Origin of the sequence: Pseudoalteromonas sp. Angola-4, from assembly GCF_028599265.1 — a bacterium.
Lineage (GTDB): Bacteria > Pseudomonadota > Gammaproteobacteria > Enterobacterales > Alteromonadaceae > Pseudoalteromonas > Pseudoalteromonas atlantica.
Window position 1 is genome coordinate 132,858 of record NZ_JAQREK010000010.1, and the last position, 15,876, is coordinate 148,733.

Genomic DNA, 15,876 nt, shown 5'->3' on the forward strand with positions numbered 1-15,876 from the left:
GCATTACGCTCCTAATTAAATATTTCCTGGTTCTTGCTCTTCAGTGTCATCGCTCCCTTGAACACCTTGGAAGTTGACTGCACGAGCAGGTACAACTGTTGAAATTGCGTGTTTATACACCATTTGGTTTACAGTGTTTTCAAGTAAAATAACAAATTGGTCAAATGACTGAATTTTACCTTGTAATTTTATGCCATTTACCAAAAAGATTGATACTGGAATGCGCTCACGACGTAGTGCATTCAAAAATGGGTCTTGTAACGATTGGCCTTTTGCCATGTTATTGTTCCTTCGTTCTAGGTGTTATTATAATTTAAGTAGCTGAACTTATTTAATTAAATAAATAATTCGCAACTACTACTAGCTTAGCGAACTTACTACGCGTTGCAAGTTTTCTTCATCGTCTGTTGTTAACCAAGTAACATCAGGCCAACTCCGTAACCACGTTAGCTGACGTTTTGCCAGTTGACGCGTTGCAGCAATGCCGCGAAAAACCATCTCATCATGGTCTACTTCACCCGCAAGATAATCCCACATTTGTCTATAACCTACACAACGAATAGAAGGCATATTGGGGTGTAAATCCTTACGTAGATATAGGGTCGAAACTTCTTTTTCAAACCCCTGTTCTATCATTATTTTAAACCTTTTTTCAATTCGCTGATGTAATTCACTGCGATCATCAGGCGCAATCGCAAATTGATGAAAAGTATAAGGTAACGTTGGCTGCTTTTGCTTTTGCAATTCAGTCATTGTTTTACCACTAATGCGGTAAACTTCCAAAGCTCGATTTATTCTTTGTGAATCATTTTCACTTATTTTGTCGGCCGCTTGCGGGTCTACTTTAGCCAGCTCTTGATGTAAATGTGGCCAGCCAAATTTTTTTGCTTGCGCTTCAAGCTCTGCTCTAACGACTGGGCAGGCTTCTGGCAGTGGCGATAATCCATCAATTAAAGATTTAAAGTACATCATGGTGCCGCCCACTAATATTGGTACTTTACCTTGTTGATGGAATTCATCAATTTTTTTTATCGCATCACGTCTAAAATCGGCGACCGAATAGGTTTCGCTCGGATCGAGTAAATCAATTAAATGATGCGGAGCACGAGCAAGCTCTTCTGCATCGGGCTTTGCCGTACCTATGTCCATACCTTTATACACTAACGCTGAATCAACGCTGATTATTTCTGTATTTAAGTGCTCACACAGTGAAATTGCCAACGCCGTTTTACCAGCTGCGGTTGGGCCCATTAAAAATATGACCGGTAAATTGCTCAACACGGGTACCTTAATTTAATTGCGTTAAATAGTGTTCTAGGTCTATTTTAACTGCTTTTTCTTTTAAACGTTCAATTGTTTGCGGATTATTTTGTAAGCTAATTTGTAATTCAATAAATGCATTACTTTCATAAAAGCGTTCTGGTACACAACTAAGCTGCCATGTAAGCCACGCTTGTAACTCGTTGAGCTGTGTTTTACATGCGCCAAGCAAGTTTTCAACCGCGGCTGATACTTCAAGTAAATATAAACACGTGGGTAGCTTTTTAACCATCACAAACTGTTTTTCAATAACTAGCTCAAAGCCTAATAAAGTAAACCACGATTGCTGCTGAGCTATTAGTTCGCAGTCAGCTTTTTCAAGGTTAACCCTTACGGGTAGTAACAAGGCTTTACCCTCTAAATTACCCAGCTCTTTTATTTGTGCATGCCAGTAATCAACAAGTGCATGCTTATAGTGTGAGCAAAATAACTGCTGCTGCTGAGTAAATACACACACACCTTTATTTACATTTAATACCTGCACACTTTTTAATGCGTGTGCAGCGCTTTCATCAGTATCGGGCTGCGCTAATACACTATGCTCAAAATGAGCGGCTTGTTGCTCACTCACCCCTTGATAAAATGCATTTACATCGTGATGATTTGCACTATGTTTTTTAGGCTGTGAAGCATACCCCGCAGCGCCATTCCCTGACCCTGCGCGATTAGAGGGGGCACGACTAGTAAAACCACTGTTTTGTGAATCTATTGGCTGCAACTGTGACTTAGGGTAATCATACCCCTGCTGAACTGGCTGGTTATTAGCCGCATGACTTGGCTGCTCAATAAACGCTGAGGATTGGTAATCGTCTGTGGGCGCTTGATTAGTTGCAAATTCGCCTTGTAGAGGCACAACTACTTGCTTAATCGCCTGTAATATAAAGTCGTGCACTAACCGGCCTTGATGAAAACGCACCTCATGCTTTGCAGGGTGAACATTTACATCCACTTGCCTTGGGTCAATATCAATATAAATAACAAAACCTGGGAGTTCTTGCGCTCCACTTACCTCTTCAAACGCCTGACGAATAGCATGTAAAATTAACTTATCGCGCATCATGCGATTATTTACATATGTATATTGCGTGGTATTAGCTGATCCCACTGGCAATACCCAACCATGCAGCTGTAAACCACTTTCGCCAGATTGAATATGCAATCCTTGCTCAGCAAAGGCTTTACCTGCAACTTGCGCAACCCGAGTAATCGCTTGATTAGGGTCGGTTTTAGCACGGTACTGCCTAACTACCTTTTGGTTATGCGTCAGCGTAATCGCCACATCAAAACGACTCAGTGCAATACGCTTTATAAGCTCATCAATGTGGCTAAATTCGGTTTTTTCGGTGCGTAAAAACTTGCGCCTTGCTGGGGTGTTAAAAAATAAATCTTTAACTTCTATCGTTGTGCCATCTGGGTGGGCTACCGGCTTTACTTGCACGTCCATATCGCGGCCCTGTGCAAACGCTTGCCACGCGGCATCTTGTGCTTTGGGCTTTGAGCTAAGCGTTAAACGCGATACCGAACTAATAGATGCAAGCGCTTCCCCTCTAAAGCCTAAAGAGCAAATGTTTTCTAAATCATCGAGTGATTTAAGTTTACTTGTTGCATGGCGTGAAAGCGCTAAAGTGAGCTCATTTTTGCCAATACCTGAGCCATTATCACGAATACGAATAAGCTTGTGACCGCCACGCTCTATGTCTATTTGCACACGCGTTGCGCCCGCATCTAAGCTATTTTCTACTAATTCTTTAACCACTGAAGCCGGGCGTTCAACCACTTCACCTGCCGCTATTTGGTTAGCTAATCGTGCAGGTAATATTTCAATACTCATGAGGCCCCTAATACGTGTACAGGTTTAATAAACATCAACTCTGCGGTATGTCCAGCTCTTGACCTATAAACAAGGTGTTTGAGCGTAGTTGATTAACTTGCTTTAATTTGGCTACCGATACGCCATACCGACTCGCTAATAGGCTTAGCGATTCACCTGGGCGAACTTTATGTTTAGTTGGGTACTGCGATTTAAGCTTTGCAAATAACGAATCATCAGGTGGGTTTTTTAAGTAATAATTTTTTATAGACGTAAACATCGCTTTAGCTAAGCGTTCCTGATGATTAGCGCTTTTTAACATGCGCTCTTCACGGGGGTTTGAAATAAAACCTGTCTCAACCAAAATGGAAGGGATATCTGGCGACTTTAATACGGCAAGACTTGCATGTTGTGGATCTTTTTTATGTAATTTAGCGACCTTTTTTAGCTCTTTTACTACTTCTTCGGCCACACTAAGCCCTGTTTTCATTGAGTGGTCCATCGACATATCAAGTAGCGCTTGCGCGAGGTATTTTTCGTTAGCAGCATCTTTAATTACATCGGCTGCACCACCTAAAAGCTCTGAGTGTTTTTCTTTATCTTCTATCCATTTACCAATCTCAGAATTAGCGCGGCCAAGCGATAACACCCACACCGAAGCACCATTTGGCCCAGGGCTGGTAAATGCATCAGCATGAATTGACACTAAAAAGTCGGCTTTTTTCTGGCGTGCTCGGTTGGTACGGGTATTAAGCTTAACAAAGTAGTCGCCACTTCTTACCATGCGCGAAATCATGCCACGTTCGCCGTCAATCATACGCTCTAAACGTTTAGCTATTTGCAGGGTAATAGTTTTTTCATACGTACCAGAGGGGCCAATAGAACCAGGGTCTTCTCCACCATGGCCCGCATCAATTGCAATAACAATGTCTCGCTCTTGGCTTAACTGGCGCTTTTTAGCTGCTTTTTGGGCAGGTGTAGTGCTTACTGCAGGTTCACTTTTGTTATATAAATCCACAACCAGTCTGTTTTTGTACGGGCCAGTAGGTGCCAGCGCAAAAATAACCGGCTTAATAGGCGCTGTTAGCTCAAATACAAAACGTACACTTTGTTTATTTTTAGGCTTTGAATAGCGTAGCTTGCTTACAATTTTGTGCTTAGAAGGAATACTCGGTAATACTTTTAACCCTTTGGTGTTTTCAAGGTCGACCACTAAGCGATTCGGGTTTTTAAGCATAAAATAGCTGAAATCGGGCTTATCATCTAAATCAAATACCACCCGCGTGCTATCTGGCGAGGGCCATACGCGTACACTATTTATGGTATTTTTTGCCCACAACGGTAAGCTCACAGCGAAAACTATGAAACAAATAAAAAGTTTAACTACACCTCGATTCATTATAACTACCATTGCCTTAACTATTTATTATTATGAGAGCGGGCGCCTTGACCCGCTATTAGCTTATTAACCTAAACGTTGGATAGTAAATCTACCTTAAGCTCCTATTTTGTACGCCAACTAAAAAGGTAACTTTGATGCTTTTATATTTCAATGTGTTAGTAAGTATATTAACTCGGGTTTAGGTTAGTTAGTTTTTCGACAATTGCTATTCCGCGCTCGCTGGCACTATTCATAACAATTTTGCGCTCATCGCCAACGTAACTTAAGGTAATGTCTAAATCGGGAACTGGTATAAATTCTCCCCCTTTTTCTGGCCACTCAACAATACAAATAGCCTGCTCAGAAAAGTAATCTCTTATACCCATGTACTCAAGCTCTTCAGGATCGCCTAACCGGTATAGGTCAAAATGATATACATTAGCACGTGTCAGTTCGTATGGCTCTACCAGCGTATAGGTTGGGCTTTTTACCTTACCAGTGTGGCCAAAGCCTTGCACTACACCACGCGTAAATGTTGTTTTACCTGCACCTAAATCACCGTGTAAATAAATTACTGCACCTTGCTCTATAATAGCAGCCACTTTGTTACCCATTGCTACTGTGGCTATTTCATCATTTAGGTGAGCTTCAAAACTACGCGTCATTGTTACCTCAAAAATTTACTAAAAGCGCATCTTTGCTAATCATACCAGAATATTTCTTGAAGGCGATAAATTGGCGTTTTAGGCATAAAAAAACCGGCCTAAGCCGGTTTTAATTAACTGGGGCTTTATAGCCCTAGTTTTTTCTCAAGGTAGTGGATATTTGTACCACCACTTTGGAAGTTTTCGTCTGCAAGAATTTTCTTATGTAATGGCGTGTTTGTTTTGATGCCATCAATAACTAATTCGTTCAGCGCATTACGAGCACGGGCAATAGCCACATCACGGTTTTCACCGTAAGTAATAAGCTTACCAATCATCGAATCGTAATGTGGAGGTACTGTATAGTCAGCATAAATATGGCTATCCCAACGAATACCTAAACCACCTGCAGGGTGGAAACGTGTAATTTTACCCGGCGACGGGATAAACGTTTCTGGGTCTTCTGCGTTAATACGACATTCAATTGCATGGCCGCGGATAACCACGTCATCTTGCGTGAAAGATAGCGGTTGCCCAGCAGCAATTTTTAGCTGCTCTTTAATTAAATCAACACCGCTTACCATTTCAGTCACTGGGTGCTCAACTTGAATACGGGTGTTCATTTCGATGAAGTAAAATTCGCCGTTTTCGTATAAGAACTCAAACGTACCCGCACCACGGTAACCAATTTCGATACATGCACGTGTACAGCGCTCACCAATAAATTTACGCACTTCTGCCGTTATACCTGGAGCAGGCGCTTCTTCAACTACTTTTTGGTGACGACGTTGCATAGAACAGTCACGCTCACCTAAATGAACAGCATTACCTTGTCCATCAGCAAGTACCTGAATTTCAATATGGCGAGGGTTTTCAAGGAATTTTTCCATGTAAACCATGCTATTACCAAAAAACTGTTTCGCTTCTTGTTGAGTAAGTGCGATTGAATCAATTAATTCAGCTTCGCTACGTACTACACGCATACCACGGCCACCACCGCCACCAGCGGCTTTAATAATTACCGGGTAACCAATGCGCTTTGCAATTTGCATGTTGCGTTCTTTGTCATCCGATACTGGACCGTCAGAACCTGGTACACATGGTACACCGGCTTTACGCATTGCATTGATTGCCGATACTTTATCGCCCATAAGACGAATAGTGTCGCCTTTTGGACCAATAAATACAAAGCCACTTTGCTCAACTTGGTCAGCAAAATCTGCATTTTCTGAAAGAAAACCATATCCTGGGTGAATCGCTACAGCGTCTGTTACTTCAGCAGCCGCAATAATGCGCGGAATATCTAAGTAACTTTCAGTGGCTGGAGGTCTACCGATACAAATGGTTTCATCTGCAAGTAATACGTGCTTAAGATCGCGATCCGCCGTTGAATGCACAGCAACCGTTTTGATCCCAAGCTCTTTGCAGGCGCGCAATACGCGAAGTGCTATTTCACCTCGGTTTGCAATGACTACTTTATCTAACATAAGAGTTGGCCTTTAGGTTACTAAATTATTCAATGATGAATAGAGGTTGATCAAATTCTACTGGTTCGCCATTTTCAACTAAAATAGCTGTAACTGTACCCGCTTTATCTGACTCAATTTGGTTCATCATTTTCATTGCTTCAACGATACATAATGTATCACCTACTTTAACTTGAGAACCTACTTCTACGTATGCTGGCGCTTCTGGAGAAGCCGCTGAGTAAAATGAACCAACCATAGGTGATTTAACTTGATGGCCTGCAGGCGCTGCTGGTGTAGCATCGGCTTCAACGGCTGGTGCAGCTTGTGCTGGTGCCGCAGGCGCTGGAGCAGCAAATTGCTGTGGTGCGTACTGAGCGTAAGCAGGACCTGCGCTCATGTTGTTACGGTTAATACGTACTGATTCTTCACCTTCAGTGATTTCTAGCTCAGCAATACCTGATTCTTCTACTAATTCGATTAGCTTTTTGATCTTGCGAATATCCATGAACGACCCGCCTATAAGTTTGTTAGTTTAAATTAATTCGAGTTTTGCAACCGGCTCACGGCAGCGTTCAATGCTGCGTGGTAACCCATTGCACCTAATCCACATACCACACCTTGCGCCACATCAGAAAAATACGAATGATGACGAAATGCTTCACGTGCATGCACATTACTTAAGTGCACCTCAAAAAAAGGAATATCAACGCTTAACAATGCATCACGTAAAGCGACGCTAGTATGCGTAAATGCAGCAGGATTAATAATTATGTAATCAACTGCCTGCCAAGCATCGTGTATTCTTTCTATAAGGGCTTGCTCACTATTACTTTGAAAATGCGTAAGCTGAACATCTAGACCCTCTGCGGCAGTCGTTAGTTCGCTCATAATTTCACCAATAGTGTGCAAACCGTACTTTTCTGGCTCACGCTTTCCTAGCATGTTTAAATTTGGACCATTTATAACTAAAAGTTTAAATTTTGCAGCCATAATACGCGATATATCCTCTAAGTAATGAGTTAAGCCGTTGCGAGCTAATTTTGTACACTAAAGTAAGTATAAAAAACAAAAATTGCAACAAATTCTCACGTTAGCCAACTATTATAGTCAGTTCGATGTAAATAGCAGCAAAATACTGGTCTAATCTCTGGAGGTGTAATAAATATGACGTAATTGGAGGCAAGCCACTTGGTAAGCCCAAGCGGCTAAATTGCACTATTATTGTGCGCTGGCGCGCACTGCAGCTAGGTGGGTGGCAAAATCATCAGCGTTTAAAAATCCTGTAACGCGCTCTGAACTTAGCTCTTGCCCTTGTGTGTTAAAAAACAAAATACTGGGTAAACCAAACACAGTGAACTCTTCCATCAGCTCAATGGTGGTGCCATCACTTTGTGTTAAATCGATTTGAATTAACTGATAGTGACTAAACTCGCTCTGTACTTTGGCATCTGGAAATGTGTAATGTTCAAACTCTTTACATGCCACACACCAATCGGCGTATAAATCAACCATCACCAGTTTGCCTTGCTGATTAGCTTCAGCAACAGCGTTTTTTAGCTCGGTTAAATTAGCCACTTGTTTAAACTCATTACTTTGCTGACTAACCTGCTCAACCTGTTGCTGCGGCCAAATAACGTTTTTAGCTAATGTAAAACCAGTAACTACTAAAAATGTAGCACTAAACCAAAGCGCTGTTTTAAGCTTGCTTTGTGGCTGAGCACTCTGCCAATAGTGTAAATAAACAGCCGTTGCCAGTGCTAAAATACCCGCCATAAGTAAAATAATGTCGGCGCTAATTATGCGCTCCAATAAAATAAGTGGCACAACAAGCATAATAAAACCAAATAACGTTTTAACTTGCTCCATCCAACCGCCTGCTTTAGGAAGCAATTTGCCACCAGAAGTACCGAGTAATAAAAGCGGTAGGCCCATTCCTAAACTTAATACATACAGGGTTAAACCACCGACAAGGTAGTCACCACTTTGCGCTACAAATAATAGCGCAGCAGATAACGGAGCTGTGGTACAAGGTGATGCAATTAACCCTGACAACACCCCCATTAAAAGCACACCTAGGTAATTGCCGCCTTTTTGGTTATTACTGACTTGCGTTAGCTTGCTCATCATGGCGCTGGGTAACTTAATTTCGTACCAGCCAAACATCGACATTGCGAGCAATACAAACAGTAAACTAAAACTAATAAGTACATAAGGGTGTTGTAAATACCCCTGCACTTGCCCGCCTAAGGCCGCCACTACTAATCCTAATGCAGCATAAGTAAGCGCCATACCTTGTATATATACAAACGACAACGCAAACGCTTTTTTAGTAGATAGATTTTGCTGCCCTGCAATTAAACTCGATAAAATAGGAAACATAGGGAACACACAGGGTGTAAACGCAAGCCCCACCCCAACAGCAAAAAATATGAGTAAATTGGTTACTAAACTTTGACTTGCTAATCGCTCTGTAAAACTTAAATCTTGAGTGGTTGTATTGCTTTGGCTACGTGTTGAGTCTACAGAAGGAGTTAATGCGTTTAATGTATCAGCGACATCAGCAGATGAGTTATTACCTTGCGCTTGCTCTGAGGCAATAACGCTTAAAGGAATACTAATAACCTCAGGCGGATAACACAGCCCTGCTTTGGCACAGCCCTGATAGCGCACCTTTACAACAGCACCCTCTGTAACATTACTGAGCTTACTTATAACACTCACACTATTGAAAAAAACTTCGGTTTTGCCAAAAAACTCGTCTTCAATTATTTCGCCAGAACCGGCATCGCCGACCTTTATGTTGGCGCCTTTGGCGATAATTTCTATTTTCTTTTTATAAAGGTAATAGTCAGGGGCTATATCCCATCCCACAAATAAAGTGCTACCTTGCTGATCAAAATCAAATACAAACGCTTGGTCTACGGGTAAAAAGGTTTGCTGTGGCGGGGCAAGTAAATCACCTAGCACATTATTGGTGTTTGCCTTTGCCGGAAGCGCCAGCAAGCTAACCAATAATAAAAAGAAAAACCGCATTAATTTAATACCTCATCCATCCAATGAAAATAAGCCAAATTACCAGTGGCCACATCAACCACTTGAATTTCGGGTACTTCGTAACTGTGTAAACTTTTGATGGTTTCAAAAACATCATTCATTTTTTCTGATTTTGTTTTAATCAGTAGCTTTGCTTCTATCTCTTGGGCAACATCGCCTTCCCACATATAAACTGAGGTCATATTTGGTAAAATATTTACACACGCCGCTAATTTTTGCGCTACAAGTGCTTTTGCTAAAGTGCGTGCTTCAGCCTCATCTTTGCACGTGGTAAATATCAATTTAAATTGCGTAGTCATAATTAACCTTTACTAATTTATAGGGAACTAATGCAATAGTATCTGATAGCTAGTGTAATGTGTAGGCGATGAATAATTGTAGATATTAAGCAATTATTAATCACTTTAAGCTCAACCTTGAAAATAGACCCTTTCACCCTCACTTATATTTCATCCACTCTTTTGAGTGCCATTATTTAGAGAGCCCTATGTTTAGATTTTTATTTGTGTTGTTTATTATCATTCCTATCATCGAAATTGCGCTACTAATACAGGTTAGCGATGTAATTGGTGGATTTGCGACTATAGCCCTAGTGATTGTTACGGCTATTTTGGGCGCCAGAATGGTTAAACAACAAGGTATGGGTGCATTACAAAATGCACAAAGCCAAATGGCCCAAGGGCAAATGCCAGCTAAAGAATTATTTACCGGTATTTGCGTGATCATTGCGGGTGTTTTATTGCTAACCCCAGGCATTATGACCGATGTATTCGGCCTACTATTATTAACCCCCTCAATACGCAACAAACTTGCTGCAGGCCTTGCAAGTCAAGCAACGGTACGCATGAGTACAGGTGCACAGCAAGGCTCTTCAGCCTTTACACAACACGCACACTCGCAGCAAGAACAACAGCATGTAAATAAACCAACTACCATTGATGGCGAGTATGAGAGAAAAGATTAAAAATTTATCGATTTTTCTCTTGGAATTTTACACTCTACCCCCATTAATGAATGCAAATTAGAAAAGCTTTTTTCTGTACTGTTCAGAAACTGTTAGGAGAACTAAAAAAATGAACATTCGTCCTTTACAAGATCGCGTAATCGTTAAGCGTCTAGAAGAAGAAACCAAGTCTGCTGGCGGTATTGTATTAACTGGCTCTGCAGCTGAAAAATCAACTCGCGGAGAAGTTATTGCTGTTGGCAATGGTCGCGTTCTAGATAACGGTGACGTTAGAGCTTTAGAAGTAAAAGCCGGTGACACTGTGTTATTTGGCTCATATGTTGAAAAAACTGAAAAGATCGAAGGTCAAGAGTACCTGATCATGCGTGAAGACAACATTTTAGGCATTGTAGGCTAACCCTACTTTTCGTTTAACAAACATTTAAGAATTTAGAGGAAATTAAAGATGGCAGCAAAAGAAGTACTTTTTGCAGGTGACGCACGCGGTAAAATGCTAACAGGCGTAAATATCCTAGCAAACGCAGTTAAAGTGACCTTAGGTCCTAAAGGCCGTAACGTAGTACTAGATAAATCATTTGGCTCTCCAGTGATCACCAAAGATGGTGTATCTGTAGCAAAAGAAATCGAACTTGAAGACAAGTTTGAAAACATGGGTGCACAAATGGTGAAAGAAGTTGCATCTAAAGCAAATGATGCAGCGGGTGACGGTACTACTACCGCAACTGTACTTGCGCAATCTATTGTAAACGAAGGTCTTAAAGCGGTTGCTGCGGGTATGAACCCAATGGATCTTAAGCGCGGTATTGATAAAGCAATTATCGCTGCTGTAGAAGAGCTTAAAGCGCTATCTGTACCATGTGCTGATACTAAAGCTATTGCACAAGTAGGTACTATTTCAGCTAACTCTGATAAAGAAATTGGCGACATCATTGCACAAGCAATGGAAAAAGTAGGCCGTAACACAGGTGTTATTACTGTAGAAGAAGGTCAATCACTAGAGAACGAACTAGATGTTGTAGAAGGCATGCAGTTTGACCGTGGTTACCTATCTCCGTACTTTATCAATAACGCTGAAAAAGGCGCTGTTGAGCTAGACAACCCGTTCATTCTACTTGTAGATAAAAAAGTATCTAACATTCGTGAGCTACTACCTACATTAGAAGCCGTTGCTAAAGCAAGCAAGCCACTATTAATCATTGCTGAAGACCTAGAAGGCGAAGCACTTGCAACGCTTGTAGTTAACAACATGCGCGGTATTGTTAAAGTATCAGCAGTTAAAGCCCCTGGTTTTGGCGATCGTCGTAAAGCAATGCTACAAGATATCGCCGTATTAACTGGCGGTACTGTTATTTCTGAAGAAATTGGTTTAGAGCTTGAAAAAGCAACTATCGAAGACCTAGGTACTGCTAAGCGTGTAGTAATCACTAAAGATGATACAACTATCATTGATGGTGCGGGTGAAGAAGATGGCATTAACGGCCGTGTTGCTCAAATTAAAGCACAGATTGAAGAAGCAACGTCTGACTACGATAAAGAAAAACTACAAGAGCGTATGGCTAAACTTGCCGGCGGTGTTGCAGTAATTAAGGTAGGCGCAGCGACTGAAATTGAAATGAAAGAGAAAAAAGACCGTGTTGAAGATGCATTACATGCAACTCGTGCAGCGGTTGAAGAAGGCGTGGTACCTGGTGGTGGTGTTGCTCTAGTACGTGCTGCTAGCAAGCTAGTTGAGCTACTTGGCGACAACGAAGACCAAAACCACGGTATTAAAGTTGCACTTCGTGCGATGGAAGCACCACTTCGTCAAATCGTAACAAATGCAGGCGACGAAGCGTCAGTAGTAATAAACGCTGTTAAAGGTGGCGAAGGTAACTACGGTTACAACGCAGCCTCTGGCGAATACAACGACATGCTTGAAATGGGTATCCTAGATCCAACTAAAGTAACGCGCTCTGCACTACAATTTGCAGGTTCGATTGCGGGTCTAATGATCACTACCGAAGCAATGGTTGCTGAAATCCCTAAAGAAGAAGCTGCTGGTGCCCCTGATATGGGTGGCATGGGCGGAATGGGCGGTATGGGCGGCATGATGTGATCTTCCTCCTATCGAATTCATAAGAGTTCATTAAGTTTTATAAGGCCCGCAAAGCACTGCTTTGCGGGTTTTTTTATAACTTTGATAAGTTCATTAGGTTTCATTGGCGCTTTTTAAATTTCAAAGGTTTAAGGGGTAAATGTGGGGTAACTCACATACATAGGAGTAAAAATAGATCCATTTTTAAATAAAATACCCCAAATAAATTTAAAAAGAGTATCAAAAATGAAACTGAATAACGAAAAGATTAAAGCACTGAAGCCCAAAGAAAATGGTAAAAATTTTAAAAAATATGATGGTAACAACTTGTTTTTATTAGTAACTAGTCATGGTTCTAAGCTTTGGCGCTTTAAGTATAAGTTTGGTGGTAAATATAAAGAAATGGCCTTAGGAAAATACCCCACAGTACCCCTAAAACTAGCTCGCACTAAAGCAGATAAGGCCCGTCAGCTTCTCAGTGATTCTATTGATCCGATGGCTCAACGCAAGCTTCTTAAACTTCAAAGTACATGCAAAGGTTTAAATTTCGGTGAGATTGCGTTGCAATGGTTCGAACTTAATAAAAAAGAATGGAGCAATGCCTACCAAGAAAAATTATTGCGTTGGCTTAAAAGCGATCTTAAGGGGATTTGTGAACTACAGATTGACCATATTACTAAGAATCACATTATTAATATCGTAGACTCTCTAGTTGAAGCTAATACCGTGAAAAAAGTTCCCCCATTATTGTCCATGCTAAATCGTATTTTTCGTTATGCGATTACAAAAGATCTCACTAACAATAGCCCATTAACTAATTTCGACTACATAGCATTGACTGGAAAAATTTCAGATCCAAAAAATCATGCAGCTATTACTAACTCGAAAGAACTGGGACAGCTCATTTTAACTATTGAGAATAACAACTCAGGCTCTTACTGCTCTCAGGAAGCATTGAAACTACTACCTCATCTATTTTTACGCCCTAGCGAACTTCGTTGCTTAAGATGGGAACATGTAGATTTTGAAAATAAATATATTAAAATACCCGGCGAATTAATGAAAGCAGGTAAAACTCATATCGTTCCTCTTTCAGTTCAAACTCTATCTAAATTTCGAGATATTTATAAATACACTAATTACTCAAAGTACGTTTTTCCCTCAGAGATGAGTTCTTCTAAACCATTTAGCAAAAACGTACTGAATAATCGTCTACGTGCATTGGGCTACTCGGCTAATGATATCGTTTCACACGGCTTTCGAGGAACAGCTTCAACATTACTAAACGAACAAGAAGAAAACTATCAGCATATTGAAATGCAACTTGCCCATAAAGTGGGCAACTCCACAGCTCTTGCATATAACCACGCTGAATATCTTACTCAAAGACGTGCGATGATGCAGCGATGGTCTAATTATTTAAATAAACTGTGTAGTGATGCTGAGCTTTGCAATGCCACAGAACAATCTGGTTAGGTAGAAGCTGAAGTCCAATCTCGCATTTTAGAAAGAACATAATCTTGTGCCTTCCGTGAGTCGCGCTGTTAACTGTCATGATAATGCGGTTGCAGAAAGCTTTTTTGCGACAATTAAAAAGCGCCATTCACACACATGCAGTGTTTACCTGATAAGTTTGAAGATGCGTACTATTCTGAGTTAAAAACTGTCTAGTGAAAGCTGGGAGCCCACCGAGTTCTTTCCGTTATAGCGCGGTAGACCGTGGTATTACCGGTACATTAAGTTAAAAGGTGATCTAAAAGTCATATTTAGAGCCCAGTTATTACTGTTATAGCACGGTAGGTCGTGGCCTAACCGGTAAATTAAGTTAAAAGGTGATCTAAAAGTCATATTTAGAGCCCAGTTATTACTGTTATAGCGCGGTAGGTCGTGGCCTAACCGGTAAATTAAGTTAAAAGGTGATCAGTTTCCCACACGCCACATGCTGTGGTGCTCTACGAAAGGTGATCTAAAAGTCATATTTGGAACCCAGTTCTTACCGTTATAGCGCTGTATACCTTGGCATAACCGGTAAATTAAGTTAAAAGGTGATCAGTTTCCCACACGCTGCATTGTGCTGCTCGACAAAAAGGTGAACTAAAAGTCATATTTGGAACCCAGTTCTTAACGTTATAGTGCGGTATGCAGTGGGATAACCGGTAAATTAAATTAAAAGGTGATCAGTTTCCCACACGCCACATACTGTGCTGCTCGACAAAAAGGTGATCTAAAAGTCATATTTATAGCCTGATTCTTATCGTTATAGTGCGGTAGACCGTGGTATTACCGGTAAATTAAGTTAAAAGGTGATCAATTTCCCACATGCTGGACGCTGGGCTGCTCTACAAAAAGTGATCTAAAAGTCATATTTGGCACCCAGTTCTTACCGTTATAGCGCGGTAGGCCTTGGGATAACCGATAAACTAAGTTAAAAGGTGATCAGTTTCCCACACGCCACATGCTGTGGTGCTCTACGAAAGGTGATCTAAAAGTCATATTTGGAACCCAGTTCTTACCGTTATAGAGCGGTATGTAGTGGGATAACCGGTAAATTAAGTTAAAAGGTGATCAGTTTCCCACACGGCACATACTGTGCTGCTCGACAAAAAAGGTGATCTAAAAGTCATATTCGGAACCCAGTTCTTACCGTTATAGAGCGGTATGTAGTGGGATAACCGGTAAATTAAGTTAAAAGGTGATCAGTTTCCCACATGCTGTACTCTACTGTTCGACAAAAAGGTGATCTAAAAGTCATATTTGGAACCCAGTTCTTACCGTTATAGCGCGGTAGGGCGTGGCTTAACCGGTAAATTAAATTAAAAGGTGATCAGTTTCCCACATCCTGTACTGTGATGCTCTACAAAAAGGTGATCTAAAAGTCATATTTGGAGCCCAGTTGTTCGGCAGGCTTGGCAATTGTCCTTAATTTATCAAAGTATTTTATTGAAAGCCCAAAGAACCAAAGCGACTTTCGTTTATGCTCGAGCGAAAAATATACGGGCCATTCAGTTACTACTTGGTCATACAAAAATTGATAACACCATCAGATATTTGGGAATAGAGATTGAAGATACCATTAAGATATTGAAAGAAACCGATTGTTGATTTAACTCAGGCAGTGTTCTTGTGCTGCCTTTGCCCTATTACGAGTTGTAACCTTTCA

14 protein-coding genes and 1 pseudogene are annotated in these 15,876 nt (G+C 41.0%); 5 read left to right on the forward strand and 10 right to left on the reverse strand.

What is annotated here, in order from left to right; genetic code table 11:
- Positions 1 to 15 precede the first annotated feature (15 nt).
- From hfq to cutA, 10 genes are all read right to left on the reverse strand, one after another.
- Positions 16 to 279, reverse strand: a complete 264-nt coding sequence (gene hfq, locus PSH48_RS12945) for an RNA chaperone Hfq (RefSeq protein WP_004587665.1) — start codon at positions 277 to 279, stop codon at positions 16 to 18.
- 81 nt (positions 280 to 360) lie between these two features.
- Positions 361 to 1,278, reverse strand: coding sequence for a tRNA (adenosine(37)-N6)-dimethylallyltransferase MiaA (miaA, locus tag PSH48_RS12950; RefSeq protein WP_095206706.1), 918 nt, complete (start codon positions 1,276 to 1,278; stop codon positions 361 to 363).
- A gap of 10 nt (positions 1,279 to 1,288) precedes the next feature.
- Positions 1,289 to 3,151 (reverse strand): DNA mismatch repair endonuclease MutL, encoded by a 1,863-nt coding sequence (gene mutL, locus PSH48_RS12955; RefSeq protein WP_273587550.1) that lies wholly within the window; start codon positions 3,149 to 3,151, stop codon positions 1,289 to 1,291.
- 34 nt (positions 3,152 to 3,185) lie between these two features.
- Entirely contained in the window at positions 3,186 to 4,529 is a 1,344-nt protein-coding gene (locus PSH48_RS12960) for an N-acetylmuramoyl-L-alanine amidase (RefSeq protein ID WP_273587551.1), read from the reverse strand.
- A gap of 170 nt (positions 4,530 to 4,699) precedes the next feature.
- Positions 4,700 to 5,176 (reverse strand): tRNA (adenosine(37)-N6)-threonylcarbamoyltransferase complex ATPase subunit type 1 TsaE, encoded by a 477-nt coding sequence (gene tsaE, locus PSH48_RS12965; RefSeq protein ID WP_054983237.1) that lies wholly within the window; start codon positions 5,174 to 5,176, stop codon positions 4,700 to 4,702.
- Between the two features lie 125 nt (positions 5,177 to 5,301).
- The gene (gene accC / locus PSH48_RS12970) at positions 5,302 to 6,642 is read right to left on the reverse strand and encodes an acetyl-CoA carboxylase biotin carboxylase subunit (protein ID WP_024031477.1); all 1,341 of its coding nucleotides are present in this window, start codon (positions 6,640 to 6,642) and stop codon (positions 5,302 to 5,304) included.
- Between the two features lie 25 nt (positions 6,643 to 6,667).
- Positions 6,668 to 7,129 carry an acetyl-CoA carboxylase biotin carboxyl carrier protein gene (gene accB / locus PSH48_RS12975; RefSeq protein ID WP_004587671.1) on the reverse strand — a complete coding sequence of 154 codons (462 nt, stop codon included), beginning with the start codon at positions 7,127 to 7,129 and terminating at the stop codon, positions 6,668 to 6,670.
- A 32-nt stretch (positions 7,130 to 7,161) separates the two neighbouring features.
- Complete coding sequence (aroQ, locus tag PSH48_RS12980) at positions 7,162 to 7,614, reverse strand: type II 3-dehydroquinate dehydratase (RefSeq protein ID WP_273587552.1); 453 nt, start codon at positions 7,612 to 7,614, stop codon at positions 7,162 to 7,164.
- Between the two features lie 228 nt (positions 7,615 to 7,842).
- The gene (locus PSH48_RS12985; protein ID WP_273587553.1) at positions 7,843 to 9,657 is read right to left on the reverse strand and encodes a protein-disulfide reductase DsbD; all 1,815 of its coding nucleotides are present in this window, start codon (positions 9,655 to 9,657) and stop codon (positions 7,843 to 7,845) included.
- Positions 9,657 to 9,977, reverse strand: a complete 321-nt coding sequence (gene cutA, locus PSH48_RS12990; protein ID WP_029772613.1) for a divalent-cation tolerance protein CutA — start codon at positions 9,975 to 9,977, stop codon at positions 9,657 to 9,659. The genes PSH48_RS12985 and cutA overlap by 1 nt, the downstream gene beginning before the upstream one ends.
- A 188-nt stretch (positions 9,978 to 10,165) precedes the next feature.
- On the opposite strand from cutA, the gene PSH48_RS12995 reads away from it, so the two are divergent.
- From PSH48_RS12995 to PSH48_RS13015, 5 genes and pseudogenes are all read left to right on the forward strand, one after another.
- Positions 10,166 to 10,642 (forward strand): FxsA family protein, encoded by a 477-nt coding sequence (locus PSH48_RS12995; RefSeq protein WP_064386652.1) that lies wholly within the window; start codon positions 10,166 to 10,168, stop codon positions 10,640 to 10,642.
- Between the two features lie 109 nt (positions 10,643 to 10,751).
- Complete coding sequence (locus tag PSH48_RS13000; protein WP_004587676.1) at positions 10,752 to 11,039, forward strand: co-chaperone GroES; 288 nt, start codon at positions 10,752 to 10,754, stop codon at positions 11,037 to 11,039.
- A gap of 48 nt (positions 11,040 to 11,087) precedes the next feature.
- Complete coding sequence (gene groL / locus PSH48_RS13005; RefSeq protein WP_029772614.1) at positions 11,088 to 12,737, forward strand: chaperonin GroEL; 1,650 nt, start codon at positions 11,088 to 11,090, stop codon at positions 12,735 to 12,737.
- 225 nt (positions 12,738 to 12,962) lie between these two features.
- A complete protein-coding gene (locus PSH48_RS13010) occupies positions 12,963 to 14,192 on the forward strand; it encodes a tyrosine-type recombinase/integrase (RefSeq protein WP_138611313.1) in 1,230 nt (409 codons plus the stop codon).
- Positions 14,193 to 15,665: 1,473 nt separating this feature from the next.
- A pseudogene (locus tag PSH48_RS13015) lies at positions 15,666 to 15,818 on the forward strand (integrase); the annotation flags it as partial.
- Positions 15,819 to 15,876 lie beyond the last annotated feature (58 nt).